Below are 20547 nucleotides of genomic sequence, written 5' to 3'. Positions count from 1 at the left end.
GAAGCAGACTTGACTATCCATCAGCCTGCTGACCGCGCGGAGGTTCTTGGTGACCGTCAGATCAGCCCGAGCACGAGGTGCGCGCATGGAACTGCCGCCTGCACACTTTCAGTTCGCCTCCGCTCTCGACGAGGTCATCAAGAGCGTCGGCCTGGCCCAGTACAGAGTCGCGGATAAGGCAGGGCTCCCCGCCACCACCTTGTCAAGCTACGTGCGCGGCCACCGCCTGCCCGAAGGCAAAAGGCCCCTGGGTCGTGTCTACGCCGCAGTAGAGCGGCATGCCAAAGAGGCACACCGCTCGCTGCCTTACTCCCTTACCGACCTGCACGCACTGTTTGACCAGGCGGTTCGCGAACGTTACGAGCGCCGGACGGGTGCAGGCGCCTTGAGTGATGAGCCGCCTCAGGGCACGCGAGAAATGCCGGCGGTCCGCCGCGTCCGTCCGCGGCGGCGCGTGCAGCGACGCGTTCGCTTGTACGGAGCACGGCGCAGAGTCTTCCTTCCGGCAGCACGCGCAGCGGTGCCGGTCCCCCTTGGGGAGGGGGACCGGCACCGGACACGCGCCGCCACCGCAACGGCGTGGGCCATCGAAGCCGAGGAGATTCGCCGTCACTTCGCGGAGGGACGGGATTGGGACGCGTATCTGATGTTGCGGAACGCAGCCAGCACAGCGCCCGCTCACGAGTTCCCGGGCATTGTGTCCTCGTGCCGTGCTGCTGGACTGGAGCAGGCAGTGGAGACGCTCTTGAAGACGGCTGCGGAGCGGGAAGTCCGGGCGGTTCTGAGCATCACGGCCGCGTTGCACGACGAGCGCCAGTATGAAGATGCGAGCGTGATGCTGACGGCGGCCCGCGGTTCCATCTGACCATCGCGCCGGCTGGCTCCTTCCTTGTCACACCGTGCTAGCCGCTCACTCGTCGAGTTACACGCAGTCGTGGCCATCTGGCTCAGGTTTTATGCCCGGGGCCGCAGCCTGTCGGACGGTTCAGCTCAATCCGCAGCTGCGCGGCCCGTGCCTCCGTCATGAGGTTGTCGGGTCGGCAGAGGCGCCTCTCCATGACCTCCCGCAGCAGCGTCGCGACCGCGCTCTCGTCGGCGAGGTGCGGGATCGCGTCCGCGACCGCGCGTGGGAGGGCCGCGCAGGCCAGGTTCCGGACCGGGACGCGGAGGGCGGGGCGGACCGTGGGGTGGACGCGGACGTACGCGTGGCTGCGCGGTGTCGCCCGGTGGGCGACCAGGACGTCCACCTTCGCCGGCGCGGCGGGCGCGGCGACGGACTCCAGGCCATACAGAGCCAGGGCCGCGGGGCCGGTGAGGAGCGCGTCGGGCCCTGCATACAGGAGAGCTCCGCGCAAGCGCTGTTGGGGCGTGGGCTCCGTCGTCTGCAGGACGATCACCCGAGGCAGCAACCGGCGCCAGGGCCCCGGCGGGCGGCAGTGGGCTGCGATCGCGGAGGAGGCGCAGCCCAGGTCCATGAGCTGGTGGACGGTGGCCACTCCGTCCTGCGCGACGACCAGCGGGTCGGCGGCGTAGCGGTGCGGCGGCGTGGGGGTCGGCATGCGCGTTTCGTGCCCGTACGGTGCGGTCGGCCATGCCTGCGCTGTGCGGTTGTTACGTGCTGGTGGCAGGAAGGGTCCTGCACCGCCCCTCACGGTCACTTCTGTCGGCGAATCGGTACGAGGCCGTCGCAAGCTGCTCGAACCCGCCGCGTTAGCCTCGGGACAGGTATGAACACGCGTGCGGAAGGCAGGACAGCGAAGATGGCCAGGATTCCGGCAGCAGCCGTGGCGGCGAGTGGGCTCGTCGGTGGGTACGCCGTGGCGCGGTGGACCAAGAAGCGGCCCCTCGGGGGTGTGGCGCTCGCGGCCGCGGGGGCCGTGGCCGCGCGGGAGTGGCAGCGGCAGAGTGGTGGGAAGGCCGCAGCCGGGCTGACCGCGGCGTACGTGGCCGCGTTCGCCGGGTCGCACCCGCTGGCGAAGAAGGTCGGGGCATGGCCCGCGGTGTTCTCGGTCGCCGGGGCCATGGCGGCCGCGTCCTGGGCGGTCGGTCGCCGGAGCGGTTGAGGCCGTCGGTCGGGGCCGTGGTGCCGGCTGAGCCCCGCTGATGCCGCAGTGCCGGACTGAGGCCGCAGCGCCGCTGAGGCGCTGCGCTCGCCGCGCGGCCCTGCGCCGCAGGCGCACCGAAAAACCGTGCCTGCCGGCGCTGAACGCGGCGCCCGCCGCGTGCGTATAAGACGGCACCTCCCCACAGTGGCTGGGCGGGGGCCCGGGCGGCAGGGTCCGGGGCACCCGCCCAGCACGACCCCGGACAGCCCGGGCAGCCCGGCACCCCGGTCGGCCCCCGCCTAGCCGCCCAGCGCGTGCGAGACCGTGTAGATCAGCAGGCCCGCCAACGCGCCGACCACCGTGCCGTTGATGCGGATGAACTGCAGGTCGCGGCCGATATGAGCTTCGATCTTCCGCGACGTCTGGTCCGCGTCCCAGCTCGCCACCGTCTCGCTGATCAGCGACGTGATCTCGGCGCGGTACGTCGTCACGACGTACACCACCGCGTCCTCCGCCCAGCCCTCCACCTTCGCCTGCAACCGCGCGTCGGTGGCCAGCCGCCGGCCGAGCGCGAGGAGCGAGGCGCGGGCGCGCAGGCGCAGTTCGCTGCGTTCGTCCTCGGCCGCCGAGATGACCATGGCGCGGACCGACGCCCAGGCCGACGCGATGATGTCCTGGACCTCCGGGCGCGCCACCAGGTCCGACTTGAGGCGCTCCACCCGCGCCCGGGTGTCCGTGTCGGCCTGGAGGTCGGAGGCGAAGTCCGTCAGGAAGCGGTCCAGCGCGCCGCGCGCCGGGTGCCCCGGCATGTCGCGCATCTCCGTGACGAAGCGCAGCAGCTCCTTGTAGACGCGCTCGCCGACCTTCCGGTCGACGAAGCGGGGCGTCCAGCCCGGGGCCCCGCCCTGCACCGCGTCCATGATCGAGTCGGCGTGCAGCACCAGCCAGTCGTGGGCGCGGTTGCAGACGAGGTCCACCGCCCCGTGGTGCGCGCCGTCAGCGACGATCTTCTCCAGCGTCTTGCCGAGCCCGGGCGCGATCTCCGCCGCCTCCGCGCGCCGCGTGACCGCCTCCCCCACCACCGCCTGGACGTCCGCGTCCCGCAGCACGGTCAGCGCGCCGCGCAGCGCCGTGGACAGTTCGGCCGTGACCCGGTCGGCGTGCGCCGGCTCGGCGAGCCACGCGCCGAGCCGGCGGCCGATGGAGAGCGCGTGCAGCCGGGCGCGTACGACATCGCCGGAGAGGAAGTTCTCGCCCACGAAGGAGCCGAGCGAGGCGCCCAGCTGGTCCTTCTTCGTCGGGATGATCGCCGTGTGCGGAATGGGCAGGCCCAGCGGCCGCCGGAACAGCGCGGTGACCGCGAACCAGTCCGCCAGCGCGCCCACCATGCCCGCCTCCGCCGCGGCCGCGACGTAACCGGGCCAGCCGCCCACGCCGGCGTTCCGCGCCCACGTGGCCAGGGTGTAGACGAGGGCGACCAAGAGCAGCAGCCCGGTCGCCATGAGCTTCATCCGGCGCACACCGCGGCGCTTCTCCTCGTCCGCCGCCGTGTACGAGAACGCCACGAGCGGGGTCTTCGACTGGTTCATCCGCACCACCATGTACGTAGTCCCTTCCCAGGGTCCCTACCTCAGGTACTCCCGGGGCGCACACCGAGTTCCCGTGTCCATGCCGGATGATGTCGACCATGAGGGGAGTACGTGGGGAATACGGGCGTCCGCTGGCCGTGGTACTGGCCGCGATCGTGCTGGGCTGCGGGGGCATCTTCGTGGCGGCGGTGGAGCGGACGGGCGCGGACGGCCCGGTCCGGCACACCGACCCGCCGCACCAGGACGCGCGCGCCGCCACGACCGCGGAGAAGGCCGCGTGGATCGGAACCTGGTCCGCCGCGCCCGTCGAGCCCGCGCCGCTTCACGCCCAGGCGGCACGCGAGCCCCGCTCCATACGCAACGTCATCCACACCAGCATCGGCGGCACCACCGCCCGCATCACCCTCACCAACCGGTATGGCGGCCACCGTCCGCTCCGCGTCGACGCCGCCTCCCTCGCGGTACGCGCCGAGGGGGCCTCGGCCGTCCCCGGCACGCTCCGCCGCGTCACCTTCGCCGGCGGCCGCCCGTACGTCACCATCCCGCCCGGCGCCGACGCCGTCAGCGACCCCGTACCCCTCGCCGTCCCGTACGACGGCGACCTCCTGGTCACGCTGTACGTCCCGGCCGACGCGCCCACGACCCGGCACCCGGTCGCCCGGCAGACGTCGTACGCCGCCGACGGCGACCACACGCGGGAGGTGAGCGGCGCCGCGTACACCGAGGCCCCCAGCCCCACCTGGCACCACCTGGCGGCCGTCGACGTCGTCAACCCGGCCGCCCGCGGCGCGGTCCTCGTCCTCGGCGACTCCCTCACCGACGGCGTCGGCTCCACCCGCGACGCCAACCACCGCTGGCCCGACCTGCTCGCCGACCGGCTGCGCTCCCGCGGCTACGGCGTGGTCAACCAGGGCATCGGCGGCAACCGCGTGCTGCGCGACGGCAGGGGCCCGAGCGCCCTCTCGCGCTTCGAGCGCGATGCGCTGAGCCGTCCGGGGGTCCGGACCGTCGTCATATGCCTCGGCATCAACGACATCATCCGCCCGCCCCACGAGACCGACCCGCGCCGCATCACCGACGGTCTGACCGCGCTGACGCGGCAGGCGCACGCGCGCGGGCTGCGCGTCGTCGGCTCGACGCTCCTGCCGTTCGGCGGCCACCGGCGGTACACGAAGGAGCTGGAGGCCGTACGGCAGCAGGTCAACGCCACCATCCGCACGGGCGGCGTCTTCGACGCGGTCGTCGACTTCGACCGCGCCCTGCGCGACCCGTACGCCCCGACCCGCCTGCTGCCCGCGTACGACTCCGGAGACGGGCTGCACCCGGGCGACGCCGGCTACCGCCGCATGGCCCGCACCGTCGACCTCGCCGAGCTCACCGACCTCACCCACCCCACCGACGGTGAGGCTCCGCAGCGCGAGCTCTAGTCCGCGCGCCCCTCACTCCGGCACCTCCGCCCGTTCCGCGTACATCTTCGCGATCACCGCCTCGATGTCCGGCTCCCGCACCGACAGGTCCACCAGCGGATACTCCGCCGCGATCCGCGCCACCAGCGGCGCCGCCGACCGGTCCGCCGGGAACGCCAGCCACTGCCGCGGCCCCTCCACCCGCACCACCCGCGCCCCGTCGGGCGCCTCGATGGGCGGTAGCTCGCGCTCCAGGTCCACCACCAGCGTCCGCTCGCTCCGGCCCACCTCGTGCAGGCCGCCGAGCGCCCCGTCGTACATCAGCCGCCCGTGGTCGATGACCATCACCCGCTTGCACAGCTGCTCGATGTCGGTCAGGTCGTGGGTGGTGAGCAGGACCGTCGTGCCGCGCTCGGCGTTCAGGTCGCGCAGGAACTCCCGCACCCGGGCCTTGGAGACGACGTCGAGGCCGATGGTCGGCTCGTCCAGGTACAGCACCTCCGGGTCGTGCAGCAGCGCCGCCGCGATGTCACCGCGCATGCGCTGGCCGAGGGAGAGCTGGCGCACGGGCACGTTGAGCAGCTCGCCGAGGTCGAGGAGCTCGACGCAGCGGTCGAGGTCCTCGCGGTAGCGGGCCTCCGGGATCCGGTACAGGCGGTGGATCAGGCGGTACGAGTCGCGCAGCGGCAGGTCCCACCACAGGGTCGTACGCTGCCCGAACACCACGCCGATCCGCCGCGCGAGCCGCGTGCGGTCGCGCGCGGGGTCGATGCCGGCGACGCGCAGCCGACCGCCGCTCGGGGTCAGAATGCCCGTCAGCATCTTGATGGTGGTGGACTTCCCGGCGCCGTTGGGGCCGATGTAGCCGACCATCTCGCCGCGCGCCACGCGGAAGGAGATCCCGTCCACCGCCCGGACCCGCCGCTTCTCGCGACGCAGGGTGCCGGGCACGCGGCGCCGCACGTCGAAGACCTTCTCGACGCCGACGAGCTCGATGAAATCCGACTCGCTGAAGGCCGGCTCCATGGTCTCGGTGGTCCCGACGGTCCCGGTGGTCTCGTTGGTCTCGATGGTCTCGTTCATCTCGTTCGTCTCGTTGCTCACCGCTGCTCAGCTCCCTGTACTCCGGTACGAACGGACCCCGAACCGCCACGCCAGCCCCGCCAGCGCCCCCATCACCACCGCCACCACCGGCGACGCGAACGCCGCCCACCCCGGCAACCCCGCCGGCGCCTGGCGCCCGAGCACGTACAACGCGGGCACCCAGTTCACGAACGCGAGCGGCACGACGTACACCACCCCCCGCACCAGATCCGTCGCGAAGACCGTCGGCGGGTACTGGAGCAGCGTGTTGCCGCCGTACGTGAACGAGTTCGTCACCTCCGCCGCGTCCTGGGCCAGGAACTGGAAGGCCGCCCCCGCCACCATCACGGACGCGAAGATCAGCCAGCCGCTCACCACCATCAGCGGGACGAGCGCCACCTTCACCGGCGTCCACTCCACGTCGTCCAACAGCACCAGCGATCACACCAGCACCAGCAGTCCCTGCGACACCCGGCCCAGCCGCCGCAGCGCGAACCGGTCCGCCGCCACCTGCGCCAGCACCGGGGCCGGGCGCACCAGCAGCGTGTCCAGCGTGCCGTCCCGCACCCGCCGCCCCAGCCGCTGCGTCTGCCCCAGCGCCATGTCCGCCAGGCCGAAGGCGGTGCCGGTCGTCCCGTACAGGAACGCCACCTCGGCGAAGGAGAACCCGCCGAGGCCACGGACGTGACCGAACATCAGCAGGATGACGACGAAGTCGAAGCCGGTCGCGATGAAGCTGGCGAGCAGCGTCATCGCGAAGGAGAAGCGGTACGTCATCGTCGACCGCACCCACATGGCGGCGATGAGCCCGTACGCGCGCAGCCCCGCGCCCACGTGCCCGTACGCGTGGTCGTGTTCGCGCTCGTACGTCTGATCAGCCACCCTGCACCACCACCCGACGCGTCGCCGCCGCCTGGAGCGCCCGTCCGGCCAGCAGCAGGACCAGCGCCCAGCCGCCCTGGAAGGCGTACGCCTCCACCAGTCCCCAGCCGGTGCGCTTCTCCAGGAAGACGTCCGCCGGGACCTGGAGCATCGACGACCAGGGCAGTACGCGGGCGACCTCGCCGAGCACGCCCGGGAAGACGTTCAGGGGCAGGAGCATGCCCGAGAAGAACATCCCCGACAGCCACGCCACCTGCACCACCCCCTGCCCGTCCATCAGCCAGAACGCGCTCAGCGCCACCAGGAACCACACCGCGAAGCTCACCACCGCGCCCAGCGCCACCGAGAGGAGGAAGGCGAGCCAGGTCAGCGGCTGTTCGGGCAGCGCGATGTCGAAGGCGAGCGCGCCGACGGCCAGCGGCGCCACGCCCCGCCCCAGCAGCAGGAAGCCGGACCGGCCGACGGCGACGGACAGCCACCACAGCTGGAGGTCGGCGGGGCGGTAGAGGTCGACGGCGATGTCGCCCGTCCTGATGCGCTCCATCAGCTCGTCCTCAAACCCACCCCCCATCAGGCCGCAGGCGGCGAGGAGGGCTTGGCCGATCCACACATAGGCGAGCGCCTCGCCCATGTCGTAGCCACCGAGGTGAGGACGCTCATCCCAGAGGGCTATGTAGGTGAACGCCAGGATGAAGCCGAAGACGGTGTTGGTGAACACCCCTGCCGCGGTAGCCACCCGATACGTCGCATGGCGCCGGAAACCACCGGCCGCCACGGCCGCGTACAGCCGCACCCTGAGCTCCCTCCGTCAAAGCTGACGAGCCTAGCCCTGCGGAATCCGTCGTCGCGACTGCTTTTCGGTGCAAGATGAGTTTCGGACAAATCGTCATAAACAGCGCAGCAGTCATCGACAGGCCGGAGAACATGAGCGACGAGCCACCGAAGCAGGCCTGGGAGCCCCGCGACCCGACCGTCGCCGGCCCCCCGGCCCGCGAGACACCGCAGAAGGGGAAGAAGGCGGGGAGGGCGGGCGGGCGGAAGAAGCCCGAGAAGCCGGACACGCCGGAGACGCCGGAACGGGAGACGGAGACACCGGAGACCGAGACGCCGGAGCCGGAGCCGGAGACGGCCGAGACTGAGACGCCGGAGCCTGAGCCGGAGACAGAGACGGCCGAGACCGAGACGCCGGAGACTCAGGCGAAGCCGGAGACGCATGCGAAGCCGGTGAAGCAGGTGAAGCCGGAGGGCCGGAAGCAGGCCGCTGACACCGCACGCCCCCGGGCAGCCGCCACGCCCGGAACCGAACCCACGGTCCGCCCCGGCGGTGGCCCGGAAAGCGGAGGCGCAGCAGACACCAGCAGCAGCGGCAGCCAAACCTCCGACCCGGCGCCCGACACCGCCCGCCCGGCCGGTGCCCGCCCAGCCGGCACTCGCACCACAGGCGCCCGCCCCCGCCCAGGCGCACCAAGCACCCCCGCCGGCCCCCCGGACGAGAGCCACCGCGGGCCGCGCGGGCCCCGCGGGCAGCAGCGGCCGAAGGGCCGCGGCAGGCGGCAGCGCGAGAAGCGCACCGGGTGGCGGCGCGCCGTGCCCACCTGGCGCATGCTCCTCGGCGGCTTCCTCTTCGCCTGCCTCCTCCTCGTCGGCGGCTTCTTCATCGGCTACCACCTCGTCGACATCCCGCCCGCCAACGCCGCCGCCACCGCCCAGTCGAACGTGTACCTCTACAGCGACGGCACCCAGATCGCCCGCGACGGCAGCGTCAACCGCGAGAACGTCCGCCTCACCCGCGTCCCGTCCCACGTCCAGCACGCCGTCCTCGCCGCCGAGGACCGCGACTTCTACTCGGCGGCCGCCGTCGACCCCGAGGCGATGCTCCGCGCCGCCTGGAACACCCTCACCGGCAAGGGCACCCAGGGCGGCTCCACCATCACCCAGCAGTACGTCAAGAACTACTACCTCGGCCAGGAACGCACCGTCACCCGCAAGGTGAAGGAGTTCTTCATCGCGATCAAGCTCGACCGCGAGAAGACCAAGAACGACATCTTCGAGGGCTACCTCAACACCAGCTACTACGGCCGCAACGCCTACGGCATCCAGGCCGCCGCCCACGCCTACTACGACAAGGACGTCGAGGACCTCGACGTCGCCGAGGGCGCGTACCTCGCCTCGCTGCTCAACGCCCCGAGCGCGTACGACGTGGCCACCCACCCCCAGAACCGGCCCCGGGCCATCGCCCGCTGGGTGTACGTCCTCGACGCGATGGTCAAGGAGCGCTGGCTCACCCCGAGGGCGCGCGCCGAGGCCGTCTTCCCCACGCCGCTCGCCGCGCGCTCCACCATCGGGCTCTCCGGCCAGCGCGGCTACCTCATCCAGGCCGTCCAGGACTACCTCACCGACCACGGCGTCCTCCACCGCAAGGACCTCGCGCGCGGCGGCTACCGCATCACCACCACCCTGCAGAAGCGCAAGCAGGACGCGTTCATCCAGGCCGTCGAGGACCAGGTCATGGCGCGGCTCGACACCGCCGCCAACGAGACCGACCGCTTCGTACGCGTCGGCGGCGTCTCCCTCGACCCCGCCACCGGCAAGGTCCTCGCCATGTACGGCGGCGTCGACTACACCAAGCAGTACGTCAACAACGCGACGCGCCGCGACTACCAGGTCGGCTCCACCTTCAAGCCGTTCGTCCTCGCCGCCGCCGTCCACCACGGCTCGCGCACCCAGCACGGCGAGCGCATCACGCCCAACACGTCGTACGACGGCACCAACGAGCGCCACGTGGAGGGCTGGACGGGCCCGGCGTACAACCCGAAGAACGAGGACGACGTCTCGTACGGCAGCATCCCCGTGACCACCGCCACCGACAAGTCGGTCAACGCCGTGTACGCCCAACTCGCCGTCGACGTGGGCCCGGCCAAGGTCGAGCAGACCGCCATCAACCTGGGGCTGCCCGTCGACACCCCGGACCTGAACCCGTCGCCGTCGATCGCCCTCGGCCCCGCCACCGCCTCCGTACTCGACATGGCGCAGGCGTACGCGACCCTCGCCAACCACGGCAAGCGCAGCGCGTACACGCTGGTCGAGCGGGTGCAGCGGGACGGCGAGGACCTGGAGCTGCCCGGCGCCGAGACCACCCAGGCCATCAGCCGTGAGGCGGCGGACACCACCACGGCGGTGCTGCGCGGCGTCATCGAGGGCGGTACGGGCACGGCGGCCCAGGCGGCGGGTCGCCCGGCCGCCGGCAAGACCGGCACGGCGGAGGACGACAAGGCGGCCTGGTTCGCCGGCTATACGCCGAACCTGACGACCGTCGTCGCGGTGATGGGCCAGGACCCGAAGACGGGCGGCCAGAAGCCGCTGTACGGGGCGCTCGGCCTGGAGCGGATGAACGGCGGCGGCGCACCGGCGGAGATCTGGGCCCAGTACACCCGCGAGGCCCTGGCGGGCACGGCGGCACGCGATTTCGACCTGCGGATCGCGGAGGGCATGGAACCGCGCCCCGACCCCTCGGACGGACCGGACGAGCGGGACGGACGGGACGGCTTCGGCCGCCGCACCCCGGACACGGAGAACGCCGGCCCGAGACACGACCGGGGCGCCGGCGCCCCCGCGGCCCCCGTCACCCCCGCCGCCCCGGCGGCCGCGGCACCCCCCGCCGAGCCGCGCGTCCGCAGCGCCCCGGTCGCCGCCGCGCCCACACCCGAGGCGGCCTCCCAAGCTCCCCAGGCCGCCGGAACGCTGCAAGCCCCGCCGGCCCCACAAACGCCGACGGCCCGGAGGCCGTGGGAACCGTGGGAGTCCTGGGAGGCGCACGACATGCCCTAGTTCCGCACCAGACAACGGTCGCCACGCTCTGACGCACCGTCCGGTTGCCGCGCCGCCCGACCGGCGACGGCGCCGGCCGGCGTCACCAGAGGTTAAGGAAGCTCCGGACGTCGTCATAACCGTCGAGAGCCCGGCCATCCACGTCCGCCGGGTCCGTTTCGGCCCGCACCGCCAGCGACTTCGCCAGCGCGAGGGCGTCGTCGCCGAGACGGCCGAAGCGTCGAGCGGTATGGCCCAGGCACAGGCCCGCCAGCCCGAGGAGCGGACTGCCCGGCACGGCGCGCGTCCCGACCTCCACGCACCAGCGCTCGACGAACTCCCGGTCGTCGTCGCCCAAGGCGATTCCGACCAGGACGTCCGCCGCTTCGCCCTCGTGCGAGCGGTCCCCCAGGGCCCGCTCCAACGTCTCGACCACGAACGCACGAGACAGCGCGGGACGGTCCTCGGAGCTCAGGTGCGCACGCATCACGCGAGACTACGTGCCCCGCGCGCTCCACACTCGACCGGCAAGGAACGGGGCGAGCATCGCCCGATGCGGCACTAGTGCCCCGAGGTGGCCTTCAGGCCGACCACCGCGACCAGCAGCAGGCACACGAAGAAGATCCGGGCGGCGGTCGCCGGCTCCCCCAGGACCACCATGCCGACCACCGCCGCACCGGCCGCGCCGATGCCGACCCATACGCCGTACGCCGTACCGATGGGCAGGGTCTTCGCCGCCTGCGACAGCAGCACCATGCTGGCGACGATGCCGGCGGCGGTCAGCAGGCTCGGCCACGGCCGCGTGAACCCCTCGGTGAACTTCATCCCGATCGACCAGCCGACCTCGAGCAGACCGGCGATGATCAGCAGAACCCATGCCATGACGGCGGCACCTCCGTGGACGCGAAAACGAACGGACAACAGGGGTGCGTCGTCTTTGCGTCAACCCGGTACGGCGCGTCTCGTCGGGTCCCTCGACCGTAACAAACCGGCGCTACAGGTACAGCCCCGTCGAGTCCTCCGAGCCCTCGAACCGGTCGGCGGCGACCGCGTGCAGGTCGCGTTCCCGCATCAGTACGTAGGCCACACCGCGCACCTCGACCTCGGCGCGGTCCTCGGGGTCGTACAGCACCCGGTCGCCGGGCTCCACGGTCCGTACGTTCTGGCCGACCGCGACCACCTCGGCCCAGGCCAGCCGGCGGCCCACGGCGGCGGTCGCCGGGATCAGGATGCCGCCGCCCGAGCGCCTCTCGCCCTCGGGCGTGTCGTTCCGTACCAGCACGCGGTCGTGCAGCATGCGGATGGGCAGCTTGTCGTGGGTGTTCTCGCTCACCCCACGAAACTACCTGGCCCGGCGCGGCCCGCGCGCCGAAGGGTCAGCCCTTGCGGCGCCGCGCGGACACGGCGAGCAGCCCGACCACGCCGATCGCGAGCAGCGCCACCGGCACGACCCGCTCCAGCCGCGGCGAGCCGTCCTCCGCGACGAACCGGCCCTTCACGTCCGTGACGACGCGGTTCACGGTGACGAAGGCGCGTCCCGCGGTCTGGTCGACCGTCGACGCCACCTTGGCCTTAGCGTCCCCGATGATCGTCTTCGGGTGCATGCGTACGCCGATCTCGTCGAGCGTGACGGCGAGCTGCTCGCGACGACGGACGATGTCCGCCTCGATCTGCGCAGGGGTCCTGGCATCCGACACCGCGCTGCCTCCGTAGGTCTGTCCAAATCCGTGATGGACAGTCTGTCAGCTCAACGGCCCGCTCACTGTCCCCGACCCCCATTAGGCTCTGAAGGCGTACGCCCGAGCCAGGAGAGAGAGACCATGAGCGAGCGACTGCAGCCCGGCGACCCCGCCCCCGCCTTCACCCTGCCCGACGCGGACGGCAACGACGTCTCGCTCGCCGACTACCAGGGCCGCAAGGTGATCGTCTACTTCTACCCGGCCGCGCTGACGCCCGGCTGCACCAAGCAGGCGTGCGACTTCACCGACAACCTCGACCTGCTGGCGGGCGCGGGCTACGACGTGATCGGCGTCTCGCCCGACAAGCCGGAGAAGCTCGCGAAGTTCCGCGAGAAGGAGGACCTGAAGGTCACGCTGGTCGGCGACCCGTCGAAGGAGACGCTGGCGGCGTACGGCGCGTTCGGCGAGAAGAAGCTGTACGGCAAGACGGTGACGGGCGTGATCCGCTCGACGATCGTCGTCGACGAGGACGGCAAGGTGGAGCGCGCCCTGTACAACGTGAAGGCGACCGGCCACGTCGCCAAAATCATCAAGGACCTCGGCATCTGATCACCCGCGCCCGGACCGGAACGCCGTCGAGCAGACGTTCCCTTCCGGCCGTGACCGTCCGATAAACGGTTCGTTACTCCGTGCGAGGCCGCGAACACGCGGCCGGAGACGGAGGGGGTGCAATGCCAGCCAGGTACACCTATGAGCTGCTCGCCGAGGCGGCACGGGAGACGAACAACTGGGCGACGCGGTCCGCTGGTGCGGCGGCACACCGACACCGGGCAGTCGCCGCTACCTGCGCCGGAGGATGGCGGACGCGGGGGTGGACACGTCGCATTTCCCCACCGGGTCGGCGCGCCACACGGAGGAGCGCCTCCGGGAAGCCGTCGCCGCCGCCACGAGCGTCAACGAGGTCGTCCGCCGCCTCGGGCTCAGCCCTGTAGGGGGAAACCAGGCACACATCGGTCGGCGGATCGCCGCGTTCGGGATCGACACGTCGCATTTTCGGCCGTGTGCGCCGCAGCGACGCCACGGGCCGAGAGGCTCACTCCTGACGCTGCGGTCACCGGAGAACGGAAGAGTTCCGGGCGAACGGCTCCGGCGCGAACTGCTGCGGACCGGCGTGCCCGAGGAGTGCGCGATGTGCGGAACGGGCCCTCATTGGAACGGCGCGCCCCTGCGGCTCGAAGTCGACCACGTCAATGGGGACTGGTGGGACAACCGCCCGGAAAACCTGCGGCTGCTGTGCCCGAACTGCCACGCCGTGACGGACCCTACCGCGGCCGCAAACGAAGGGCAGCCGCGTGAGCGGACGGCGATCCGACACGTCGCACGTCTCAGGGCGAGGCCGCGGTGCCCTGATCCCGCGAGACCAACTCGTCCGCGCGGTCGCCGAGTCGCACAGCATCGCCGGCGTACTGCGAAGGCTGGGGCACGCCGGCAGCGGCGCGGCGCGGGTCCGGGTGAAGCGAAGCATCCAGGCGTACGAGGTGTCCACGGCTCACTTCGTCGGACAGGGCCATAGAGGTGGACGCCCCTCCCCCCCACGCAAGTCGGCGGAGGACATACTCCGACGCAGCGCTCCCGGTTCACCCAGGACCAAGACGGTTCAGCTGCGTCGTGCGCTCGACGACCAGGGCGTACCGCATCTCTGTCAGGCGTGCGGCATCGGCGATCTCTGGCAGGGGAGACGGCTCGTTCTGGAGATCGACCACGTCAACGGCGACCGGTTGGACAACCGCTTGGAGAACCTCAGGTACCTGTGTCCGTCCTGCCATAGCCAGACGAGGAGCTTTTCCAAGCAAACTCGGCGCACGGCCGCATCGACGGCCCAGTAAAGTAGCCGCTGCGGGTCCGTACCCCAGCTGGCCAAGAGGGCGCCGGTTTAGGTCCGGTGTGTCGTGGGTTCGAGTCCCACCGGGCCCACATGCGAGGGGCGCGGCACCAAGCGGGTGCCGCGCCCATCGTCATGTCGGCTTCAGCCGACCAGCTCCCGGATCACCGGTACCAGTGCGCGGAACGCCTGGCCCCGGTGGCTGATGGCGTTCTTCTCGGACGGGGTCAGCTCCGCGCAGGTGCGGGTGTCGCCGTCGGGCTGGAGGATCGGGTCGTAGCCGAAGCCGCCGGTGCCCGTGGGGGTGGGGCGGAGGGTGCCGCGGAGGCGGCCTTCGACCACGCGCTCGGTGCCGTCGGGGAGGGCGAGGGCGGCCGCGCAGGCGAAGTGGGCGCCGCGGTGTTCGGGGGCGATGTCGGCGAGCTGGGCGAGGAGCAGCTCCAGATTGGCCCGGTCGTCGCCGTGGCGGCCGGCCCAGCGGGCGGAGAAGATGCCGGGGGCGCCGCCGAGGACGTCGACGCAGAGGCCGGAGTCGTCGGCGATCGCGGGCAGGCCGGTGGCCTGGGCGAGGGCGTGTGCCTTGAGGAGGGCGTTCTCGGCGAAGGTGACGCCGGTCTCCTTGACGTCGGGGACCTCGGGGAACGCGTCCGCGCCGACGAGGTCGTGGTGGAGACCCGCGTCGGCGAGGATGGCGTGCAGTTCGGTGATCTTCCCGGCGTTACGGGTGGCGAGGATCAGGCGGCTCATGCACCCCAGTATCTACGGGCCGTCAGGGGGTGCAGACCTTGCCGATCTCGGTGGCCGCGTCCGTGACGGGCTTGATGTCGGGGGTGGTGTCGCCGTTCTTGACGGCGGTGCGGACGGTGTCGACGCCCTTGCCGAGGTCGTCGACGGCCTTGGACAGGTCGGCGTTGTCCGTCTTGTCCTTCAGCGAGGCGAGTTCCTTGTCGATCGCGTCGAGGGACTCGTTCAGCTGGGTGGGGTCGCTGGTGGCGGACGACGCCGCCTGGCTCAGCTTCTCGACGCTGGTGGCGATGGCGTCGGCGGCCTGGACGCAGTCCATGGCCTTGTCGAGCGCGCCGCAGCCGGTTACGGCGGTCAGGGCGAGTACGGCGGCGGCCGCGGTGGTGGCGATGGCTGCGGTGCGTCGGCGTCGGCGCATGGTTGGTGTCCTCCGAAGGGTTGGCCGGGCGTACGGTTCGATCCGTACGCCCGTAACCGTACGGACGCGGCCGGACCCCGTCATGGTTGCCGCTACAGGCTCTCCGCCAGCGCGCGGCGCTGGATGTCGGCGAGGTCGGCGCAGCCGCCGGTGGCCAGGTCGAGGAGGGCGTTGAGCTCCTTGCGGTCGAAGGGCTCGGCCTCGGCGGTGCCCTGGACCTCGACGAAGCGGCCGTCGCCGGTGCAGACGACGTTCATGTCGGTCTCGGCGCGGACGTCCTCCTCGTAGCAGAGGTCGAGCAGCGGCGTGCCGTCGACGATGCCGACGGAGACGGCGGCGACGGTGCCGGTCAGGGGCTTGCGGCCGGCCTTGACGAGCTTGTTGCGCTGCGCCCAGGCGACGGCGTCGGCGAGGGCGACGTACGCGCCGGTGATGGCGGCGGTGCGGGTGCCGCCGTCGGCCTGGAGGACGTCGCAGTCGAGGACGATGGTGTTCTCGCCGAGGGCCTTGTAGTCGATGACGGCGCGCAGGGAGCGGCCGATGAGGCGGGAGATCTCGTGGGTGCGGCCGCCGATCTTGCCGCGTACGGATTCGCGGTCGCCGCGGGTGTTGGTGGCGCGGGGCAGCATCGAGTACTCGCCGGTGACCCAGCCTTCGCCGCTGCCCTTGCGCCAGCGCGGGACGCCTTCGGTGACGGAGGCGGTGCAGAAGACCTTGGTGTCGCCGAAGGAGATGAGGACGGAGCCCTCGGCGTGCTTGCTCCATCCGCGTTCGATGGTGACCGGGCGGAGCTGTTCGGGGGTGCGGCCGTCGATTCGAGACATGGGATGAGCCTAGCCCCCTCGTACGAAGGGCCCGTTCCGGTTCCGGAACGGGCCCTCGCGGGTGAGCGGCGGTGGCTCACATCATGTCTTCGATCTCCGCGGCGATGGGGTCGGCGTCGGTGCCGATGACGACCTGGATCGCGGAGCCCATCTTGACGACGCCGTGGGCGCCGGCGGCCTTGAGCGCGGCCTCGTCGACCAGGGCGGGGTCGGCGACCTCGGTGCGCAGGCGGGTGATGCAGCCCTCGACCTCTTCGATGTTGTCGATGCCGCCGAGCCCGGCGACGATCTTCTCAGCCTTGCTGGCCATGTCCTTCTCCCTGCGTCCAAGAGCCGTTTCGGAGCACTGAGCGCTGCTCGGCCCACCTAGGTCTTTCGTCACCGTAACGCACGGTTGGCCCATCTTCGCGGGCACATGACCGGCTTGTAGCGAAGGATGACGATCACCAGCGCCTACGATATCGCAACTGGTCTACACCAGTCTCGCAGGAGACCAGGAGGACGCCGATGAGCTCCGACAGCTCCGCCAGCACGGCCGCTCCCCAGCGAAAGCGGTGGTCCGGCGCCTTCCAGGGGCTGCAGAAGATGGGCCGCAGCCTCCAGCTGCCCATCGCCGTCCTGCCCGCGGCGGGCATCCTCAACCGCCTCGGCCAGCCGGACGTGTTCGGCGCGGACGGGCTGGGCTGGAACGACGTCGCCAAGGTCATCGCGGGCGCGGGCGGCGCGCTGCTCGACGCGGACCTGGGCCTGCCGCTGCTCTTCTGCGTGGGCGTCGCGATCGGCATGGCGAAGAAGGCGGACGGCTCCACGGCACTCGCCGCGGTCACCGGCTTCCTGGTCTACCGGGGCGTGCTGCGCGCCTTCCCCAAGGACTGTCCGCCGGGCACCAAGGACGTCAACGGCGGCTGCCTGGGCGCGGACGACACCTTCGTGGCGTACACGTACCAGAATCCGGGTGTCTTCGGCGGCATCGTCATGGGCCTGCTCACGGCCTACTTCTGGCAGCGGTTCCACCGGACCCGGCTGGTGGACTGGCTGGGCTTCTTCAACGGGCGCCGGCTCGTGCCGATCATCATGTCGTTCGTCGCCATCGCCTTCGCGGTCGTCTGCCTCTTCGTCTGGCCCCCGGTCGGCGACGCCCTGGAGGACTTCAGCGACTGGCTGGTGGGCCTCGGGGCGTGGGGCGCGGGCCTGTTCGGCGTCGCGAACCGCGCGCTGCTGGTGATCGGGCTGCACCAGTTCCTGAACGTGCCCGTGTGGTTCCAGTTCGGCACGTACACCAAACCGGACGGCACGGTGGTGCACGGCGACATCAGCATGTTCCTGGCGGGCGACCCGGACGCGGGGCAGTTCACCACCGGCTTCTTCCCAATCATGATGTTCGCCCTGCCGGCCGCCGCGCTGGCCATCACCCACTGCGCCAAGCCGCACCGCCGCAAGGAGGTCGGCGGCCTGATGCTCTCGGTGGCCCTCACCTCGTTCGTCACGGGCATCACGGAGCCGATCGAGTACTCGTTCCTCTTCGTCGCGCCCGTGCTGTACGTGATCCACGTCGTGCTGACCGGCGTGTCGATGGCGGTGACGTGGGCGTTCGGCGTGAAGGACGGCTTCAGCTTCTCGGCCGGCCTCATCGACTACGTCATCAACTGGGGGCTAGCGACGAAACCGTGGCTGATCATTCCGATCGGTCTCGCGTTCGCGGCGGTGTACTACGCGATCTTCCGCTTCGCCATCACCGCATTCGACCTGAAGACGCCGGGGCGCGAGCCCGAGGAGGCGGAGACGGACGTCACCAAGCCGTAGCCGAGGAGGCCGGCGCCTGGCGCCCGACGCCCGACCGACGCCCGAAGGGGCCTGTGACCTGCGAGGTCGCGGGCCCCTTCGGGCGTTATCAAATTGCAAGTTCCTTATCTATCCTTCACCGTGCTACAACAGGTCTACACCACAATTGGTGTAGACCACGCGCGCATTTCTGCGCAGCGCTTCACGAGACGCCGCCGTCCCCTTTCACTGTCCCCGGGCGGCGCCTTGCCTACTGGAGGAAGTATGAGTACGGCCACCGCCACGGCGGCGCCCGCGAAGAAGCGGGGCTCCGGCCTGTTCCAGGGCCTGCAGAAGATCGGCCGCAGCCTGCAGCTGCCCATCGCCGTCCTTCCCGCAGCAGGCCTCATGGTCCGGCTGGGCCAGGACGACGTGTTCGGCAAGGACGGACTCGGCTGGGACAAGGTCGCCGCCGTCTTCGCCAACGCGGGCAGCGCGATCACCGGGGCGCTGCCGATGCTCTTCTGCATCGGCGTGGCGATCGGCTTCGCCAAGAAGTCCGACGGTTCCACCGCGCTCGCCGCCCTCGTCGGCTTCCTCGTCTACAGCAAGGTGCTCGAGGCCTTCCCGGTCACCGAGGCCGTCGTCAAGGCCGGCAAGGACGATCCGGCGACGTTCAACAACCCCGGTGTCCTCGGCGGCATCGTGATGGGTCTGCTCGCCGCCGTGCTGTGGCAGAAGTACCACCGCACCAAGCTGGTGGACTGGCTCGGCTTCTTCAACGGCCGCCGGCTCGTCCCGATCATCATGGCCTTCGTCGGTGTCATCGTCGGTGTCTTCTTCGGCCTGGTCTGGGAGCCGATCGGCGAGGGCATCGCGAACTTCGGCGAGTGGATGACGAGCCTGGGCGCGCTGGGCGCCGGTCTCTTCGGCGCGATCAACCGTGCGCTGATCCCGATCGGCATGCACCAGTTCGTGAACACCGTGGCGTGGTTCCAGCTGGGTGACTTCACCAACGCCGCGGGCGAGGTCGTGCACGGCGACTACGGCCGCTTCCTCGCGGGCGACCCGACCGCCGGCATGTTCATGTCCGGCTTCTTCCCGATCATGATGTTCGGCCTCCCGGCCGCCGCGCTCGCCATGGCGCACACGGCTCACCCCACGCGCCGCAAGGCCGTCCTCGGCATGATGGTGTCGCTGGCGCTGACCTCGTTCGTCACTGGTGTCACGGAGCCGATCGAGTTCGCGTTCATGTTCGTGGCGCCGGTGCTGTACGTGATCCACGCGGTCCTCACGGCCATCTCCCTCGCCCTCACCTGGGCCCTGGGCGTGCACGCGGGCTTCAACTTCTCGGCCGGTCTGATCGACTACCTGCTGTACTGGAAGCTCGACACCAAGCCGTGGCTGATCATCCCGATCGGTCTCGTGTTCGCGGTGGTCTACTACGTGGTCTTCCGCTTCGCGATCGTCAAGTTCGACCTCGCGACCCCGGGCCGTGAGCCCGAGGAGGAGATCGAGGACCTCACCAAGGCGTGAGCACATGACGGAACGCCCCCGGAACCACAGGTTCCGGGGGCGTTCGCATGCCGTTAGACCTCGTACACGGCACCCGCGTGGGCCAGCTCCGCCGGGCCGTCGTAGACCGCCCGCGCGTCGGCGAGGTTCCGCTCGCCGTCCGTCCACGGCGGGATGTGCGTGAGCACCAGCCGCCCCGCCCCCGCGCGGGCGGCGTGCGCGCCCGCCTCGCGGCCGTTCAGGTGCAGGCCGGGGATGTCCTCCTTGCCGTACGTGAACGACGCCTCGCACAGGAACAGGTCCGTCCCGGCCGCCAGCGTGTCCAGTTCGTCGCAGACGCCGGTGTCACCGGAGTACGTGATCGACTTGCCGCCGTGCTCGATGCGGATGCCGTACGCCTCGACCGGGTGGCACACCTTCTCCGTACGGATCTGGAAGGGGCCGAGGTCGAAGGTGCCGGACTTGAGCGTGTGGAAGTCGAAGACCTCGCTCATCGACTTGTCGGACGGCGTGTCCGCGTACGCCGTCGTCAGGCGCTGCTCGGCGCCGTCGGGCGCGTACACCGGGAGGGCGGGGCAGCGGCCGCCCTCGTGCCGGTAGTAGCGGGCGACGAAGTACGCGCACATGTCGATGCAGTGGTCGGCGTGCAGATGGCTCAGGAAGATCGCGTCCAGGTCGTACAGACCGGTGTGGCGCTGCAGCTCGCCGAGGGCGCCGTTGCCCAGGTCGAGGAGCAGCCGGAAGCCGTCGGCCTCTACGAGGTAGCTCGAGCAGGCCGATTCCGCGGACGGGAACGACCCGGAGCAGCCGACGACGGTGAGCTTCATGGAGCGTGAACCTCCGTGGACGGGGGCGGGGCGCTGGGGGGAGGTCGTGCGGTTTACCGAGCGTAAGGCGCGGGAGGGCGGGCCG

The 20547-nt window shown here is 71.2% G+C and carries 22 protein-coding genes, 1 tRNA gene, 1 pseudogene and 1 riboswitch; of the genes and pseudogenes, 10 read left to right on the top strand and 14 right to left on the bottom strand.

Annotated elements, in window-relative coordinates:
* Positions 1 to 85 precede the first annotated feature (85 nt).
* A complete protein-coding gene (locus AC07FJ_RS30115; protein WP_479052376.1) occupies positions 86 to 865 on the top strand; it encodes a hypothetical protein in 780 nt (259 codons plus the stop codon).
* An 82-nt stretch (positions 866 to 947) separates the two neighbouring features.
* On the opposite strand, the gene AC07FJ_RS30110 is transcribed toward AC07FJ_RS30115, so the two are convergent.
* Positions 948 to 1559 carry a hypothetical protein gene (locus AC07FJ_RS30110; RefSeq protein ID WP_479052375.1) on the bottom strand — a complete coding sequence of 204 codons (612 nt, stop codon included), beginning with the start codon at positions 1557 to 1559 and terminating at the stop codon, positions 948 to 950.
* A 201-nt stretch (positions 1560 to 1760) separates the two neighbouring features.
* Between AC07FJ_RS30110 and AC07FJ_RS30105 the strand changes: the two genes are divergently transcribed.
* Positions 1761 to 2063 carry a hypothetical protein gene (locus AC07FJ_RS30105; RefSeq protein WP_361422859.1) on the top strand — a complete coding sequence of 101 codons (303 nt, stop codon included), beginning with the start codon at positions 1761 to 1763 and terminating at the stop codon, positions 2061 to 2063.
* Between the two features lie 281 nt (positions 2064 to 2344).
* Here the strand turns inward: AC07FJ_RS30105 and AC07FJ_RS30100 are convergent, their stop codons facing one another.
* Entirely contained in the window at positions 2345 to 3634 is a 1290-nt protein-coding gene (locus tag AC07FJ_RS30100; RefSeq protein WP_479052374.1) for a DUF445 domain-containing protein, read from the bottom strand.
* A gap of 98 nt (positions 3635 to 3732) precedes the next feature.
* On the opposite strand from AC07FJ_RS30100, the gene AC07FJ_RS30095 reads away from it, so the two are divergent.
* Entirely contained in the window at positions 3733 to 5061 is a 1329-nt protein-coding gene (locus AC07FJ_RS30095) for an SGNH/GDSL hydrolase family protein (RefSeq protein WP_479052373.1), read from the top strand.
* Between the two features lie 12 nt (positions 5062 to 5073).
* Here the strand turns inward: AC07FJ_RS30095 and AC07FJ_RS30090 are convergent, their stop codons facing one another.
* The 3 genes and pseudogenes from AC07FJ_RS30090 to AC07FJ_RS30080 all read right to left on the bottom strand — a co-directional run bounded on the left by AC07FJ_RS30090 (position 5074) and on the right by AC07FJ_RS30080 (position 7798).
* Positions 5074 to 6066, bottom strand: coding sequence for an ABC transporter ATP-binding protein (locus tag AC07FJ_RS30090; protein WP_479052408.1), 993 nt, complete (start codon positions 6064 to 6066; stop codon positions 5074 to 5076).
* 84 nt (positions 6067 to 6150) lie between these two features.
* Positions 6151 to 6918, bottom strand: a pseudogene (locus tag AC07FJ_RS30085) (ABC transporter permease).
* A 79-nt stretch (positions 6919 to 6997) separates the two neighbouring features.
* Positions 6998 to 7798, bottom strand: coding sequence for an ABC transporter permease (locus tag AC07FJ_RS30080; protein ID WP_479052372.1), 801 nt, complete (start codon positions 7796 to 7798; stop codon positions 6998 to 7000).
* 131 nt (positions 7799 to 7929) lie between these two features.
* Between AC07FJ_RS30080 and AC07FJ_RS30075 the strand changes: the two genes are divergently transcribed.
* Positions 7930 to 10833: a transglycosylase domain-containing protein gene (locus AC07FJ_RS30075; RefSeq protein WP_479052371.1), complete on the top strand. Its 2904-nt coding sequence runs from the start codon at positions 7930 to 7932 to the stop codon at positions 10831 to 10833.
* A gap of 82 nt (positions 10834 to 10915) precedes the next feature.
* On the opposite strand, the gene AC07FJ_RS30070 is transcribed toward AC07FJ_RS30075, so the two are convergent.
* The 4 genes from AC07FJ_RS30070 to AC07FJ_RS30055 form a co-directional block, all read right to left on the bottom strand.
* The gene (locus AC07FJ_RS30070; RefSeq protein ID WP_479052370.1) at positions 10916 to 11299 is read right to left on the bottom strand and encodes a hypothetical protein; all 384 of its coding nucleotides are present in this window, start codon (positions 11297 to 11299) and stop codon (positions 10916 to 10918) included.
* A gap of 74 nt (positions 11300 to 11373) precedes the next feature.
* Positions 11374 to 11694, bottom strand: a complete 321-nt coding sequence (locus AC07FJ_RS30065; protein WP_479052369.1) for a DMT family transporter — start codon at positions 11692 to 11694, stop codon at positions 11374 to 11376.
* Between the two features lie 43 nt (positions 11695 to 11737).
* A riboswitch (guanidine-III (ykkC-III) riboswitch) is annotated at positions 11738 to 11805 on the bottom strand.
* Between the two features lies 1 nt (position 11806).
* Entirely contained in the window at positions 11807 to 12145 is a 339-nt protein-coding gene (locus AC07FJ_RS30060; protein WP_031076289.1) for a GroES family chaperonin, read from the bottom strand.
* A gap of 43 nt (positions 12146 to 12188) precedes the next feature.
* Positions 12189 to 12509 carry a DUF3618 domain-containing protein gene (locus AC07FJ_RS30055; RefSeq protein ID WP_361422843.1) on the bottom strand — a complete coding sequence of 107 codons (321 nt, stop codon included), beginning with the start codon at positions 12507 to 12509 and terminating at the stop codon, positions 12189 to 12191.
* 123 nt (positions 12510 to 12632) lie between these two features.
* Here AC07FJ_RS30055 and bcp point away from each other — a divergent pair, with 123 nt between their 5' ends.
* The 4 genes from bcp to AC07FJ_RS30035 all read left to right on the top strand — a co-directional run bounded on the left by bcp (position 12633) and on the right by AC07FJ_RS30035 (position 14465).
* Positions 12633 to 13100, top strand: coding sequence for a thioredoxin-dependent thiol peroxidase (bcp, locus tag AC07FJ_RS30050; protein ID WP_479052368.1), 468 nt, complete (start codon positions 12633 to 12635; stop codon positions 13098 to 13100).
* 247 nt (positions 13101 to 13347) lie between these two features.
* A complete protein-coding gene (locus AC07FJ_RS30045; RefSeq protein WP_479052367.1) occupies positions 13348 to 14064 on the top strand; it encodes an HNH endonuclease signature motif containing protein in 717 nt (238 codons plus the stop codon).
* Complete coding sequence (locus tag AC07FJ_RS30040; protein ID WP_479052366.1) at positions 14003 to 14377, top strand: HNH endonuclease signature motif containing protein; 375 nt, start codon at positions 14003 to 14005, stop codon at positions 14375 to 14377. The genes AC07FJ_RS30045 and AC07FJ_RS30040 overlap by 62 nt, the downstream gene beginning before the upstream one ends.
* Positions 14378 to 14389: 12 nt before the next feature.
* Positions 14390 to 14465 (top strand) — tRNA-Leu (locus tag AC07FJ_RS30035).
* Positions 14466 to 14517: 52 nt separating this feature from the next.
* Here AC07FJ_RS30035 and rdgB read toward each other — a convergent pair.
* The 4 genes from rdgB to AC07FJ_RS30015 form a co-directional block, all read right to left on the bottom strand.
* Complete coding sequence (gene rdgB, locus AC07FJ_RS30030; protein WP_479052365.1) at positions 14518 to 15120, bottom strand: RdgB/HAM1 family non-canonical purine NTP pyrophosphatase; 603 nt, start codon at positions 15118 to 15120, stop codon at positions 14518 to 14520.
* A gap of 22 nt (positions 15121 to 15142) precedes the next feature.
* Positions 15143 to 15535 carry a hypothetical protein gene (locus AC07FJ_RS30025; protein ID WP_479052364.1) on the bottom strand — a complete coding sequence of 131 codons (393 nt, stop codon included), beginning with the start codon at positions 15533 to 15535 and terminating at the stop codon, positions 15143 to 15145.
* A gap of 92 nt (positions 15536 to 15627) precedes the next feature.
* The gene (gene rph / locus AC07FJ_RS30020) at positions 15628 to 16359 is read right to left on the bottom strand and encodes a ribonuclease PH (RefSeq protein WP_479052363.1); all 732 of its coding nucleotides are present in this window, start codon (positions 16357 to 16359) and stop codon (positions 15628 to 15630) included.
* A 76-nt stretch (positions 16360 to 16435) separates the two neighbouring features.
* Positions 16436 to 16669, bottom strand: a complete 234-nt coding sequence (locus AC07FJ_RS30015; protein ID WP_031076305.1) for a PTS sugar transporter subunit IIB — start codon at positions 16667 to 16669, stop codon at positions 16436 to 16438.
* A gap of 197 nt (positions 16670 to 16866) precedes the next feature.
* Between AC07FJ_RS30015 and AC07FJ_RS30010 the strand changes: the two genes are divergently transcribed.
* Together AC07FJ_RS30010 and AC07FJ_RS30005 are read left to right on the top strand one after the other, a co-directional pair.
* On the top strand, positions 16867 to 18162 hold the full coding sequence (locus AC07FJ_RS30010) for a PTS transporter subunit EIIC (protein ID WP_479052362.1): 1296 nt from the start codon (positions 16867 to 16869) through the stop codon (positions 18160 to 18162).
* A 243-nt stretch (positions 18163 to 18405) separates the two neighbouring features.
* The gene (locus AC07FJ_RS30005; protein ID WP_479052361.1) at positions 18406 to 19656 is read left to right on the top strand and encodes a PTS transporter subunit EIIC; all 1251 of its coding nucleotides are present in this window, start codon (positions 18406 to 18408) and stop codon (positions 19654 to 19656) included.
* 53 nt (positions 19657 to 19709) lie between these two features.
* Here the strand turns inward: AC07FJ_RS30005 and AC07FJ_RS30000 are convergent, their stop codons facing one another.
* Positions 19710 to 20462 carry an MBL fold metallo-hydrolase gene (locus AC07FJ_RS30000; protein ID WP_479052360.1) on the bottom strand — a complete coding sequence of 251 codons (753 nt, stop codon included), beginning with the start codon at positions 20460 to 20462 and terminating at the stop codon, positions 19710 to 19712.
* Positions 20463 to 20547: the final 85 nt, after the last annotated feature.

The sequence above is a fragment of the Streptomyces sp. NPDC045998 genome (assembly GCF_056430285.1).
This window is presented reverse-complemented; position numbering and strand designations above follow the sequence as displayed.

Excerpts from the sequence above, each read along its gene's own strand:
- AC07FJ_RS30115 (WP_479052376.1), top strand. The coding sequence starts at position 86 with ATGGAACTGCCGCCTGCACACTTTCAGTTCGCCTCCGCTCTCGACGAG.
- AC07FJ_RS30110 (WP_479052375.1), bottom strand. The coding sequence starts at position 1,559 with ATGCCGACCCCCACGCCGCCGCACCGCTACGCCGCCGACCCGCTGGTC.
- AC07FJ_RS30105 (WP_361422859.1), top strand. The coding sequence starts at position 1,761 with ATGGCCAGGATTCCGGCAGCAGCCGTGGCGGCGAGTGGGCTCGTCGGT.
- AC07FJ_RS30100 (WP_479052374.1), bottom strand. The coding sequence starts at position 3,634 with ATGAACCAGTCGAAGACCCCGCTCGTGGCGTTCTCGTACACGGCGGCG.
- AC07FJ_RS30095 (WP_479052373.1), top strand. The coding sequence starts at position 3,733 with ATGAGGGGAGTACGTGGGGAATACGGGCGTCCGCTGGCCGTGGTACTG.
- AC07FJ_RS30090 (WP_479052408.1), bottom strand. The coding sequence starts at position 6,066 with ATGGAGCCGGCCTTCAGCGAGTCGGATTTCATCGAGCTCGTCGGCGTC.
- AC07FJ_RS30075 (WP_479052371.1), top strand. The coding sequence starts at position 7,930 with ATGAGCGACGAGCCACCGAAGCAGGCCTGGGAGCCCCGCGACCCGACC.
- AC07FJ_RS30070 (WP_479052370.1), bottom strand. The coding sequence starts at position 11,299 with ATGCGTGCGCACCTGAGCTCCGAGGACCGTCCCGCGCTGTCTCGTGCG.
- AC07FJ_RS30065 (WP_479052369.1), bottom strand. The coding sequence starts at position 11,694 with ATGGCATGGGTTCTGCTGATCATCGCCGGTCTGCTCGAGGTCGGCTGG.
- bcp (WP_479052368.1), top strand. The coding sequence starts at position 12,633 with ATGAGCGAGCGACTGCAGCCCGGCGACCCCGCCCCCGCCTTCACCCTG.
- AC07FJ_RS30045 (WP_479052367.1), top strand. The coding sequence starts at position 13,348 with ATGGCGGACGCGGGGGTGGACACGTCGCATTTCCCCACCGGGTCGGCG.
- rdgB (WP_479052365.1), bottom strand. The coding sequence starts at position 15,120 with ATGAGCCGCCTGATCCTCGCCACCCGTAACGCCGGGAAGATCACCGAA.
- AC07FJ_RS30025 (WP_479052364.1), bottom strand. The coding sequence starts at position 15,535 with ATGCGCCGACGCCGACGCACCGCAGCCATCGCCACCACCGCGGCCGCC.
- rph (WP_479052363.1), bottom strand. The coding sequence starts at position 16,359 with ATGTCTCGAATCGACGGCCGCACCCCCGAACAGCTCCGCCCGGTCACC.
- AC07FJ_RS30015 (WP_031076305.1), bottom strand. The coding sequence starts at position 16,669 with ATGGCCAGCAAGGCTGAGAAGATCGTCGCCGGGCTCGGCGGCATCGAC.
- AC07FJ_RS30010 (WP_479052362.1), top strand. The coding sequence starts at position 16,867 with ATGAGCTCCGACAGCTCCGCCAGCACGGCCGCTCCCCAGCGAAAGCGG.
- AC07FJ_RS30005 (WP_479052361.1), top strand. The coding sequence starts at position 18,406 with ATGAGTACGGCCACCGCCACGGCGGCGCCCGCGAAGAAGCGGGGCTCC.
- AC07FJ_RS30000 (WP_479052360.1), bottom strand. The coding sequence starts at position 20,462 with ATGAAGCTCACCGTCGTCGGCTGCTCCGGGTCGTTCCCGTCCGCGGAA.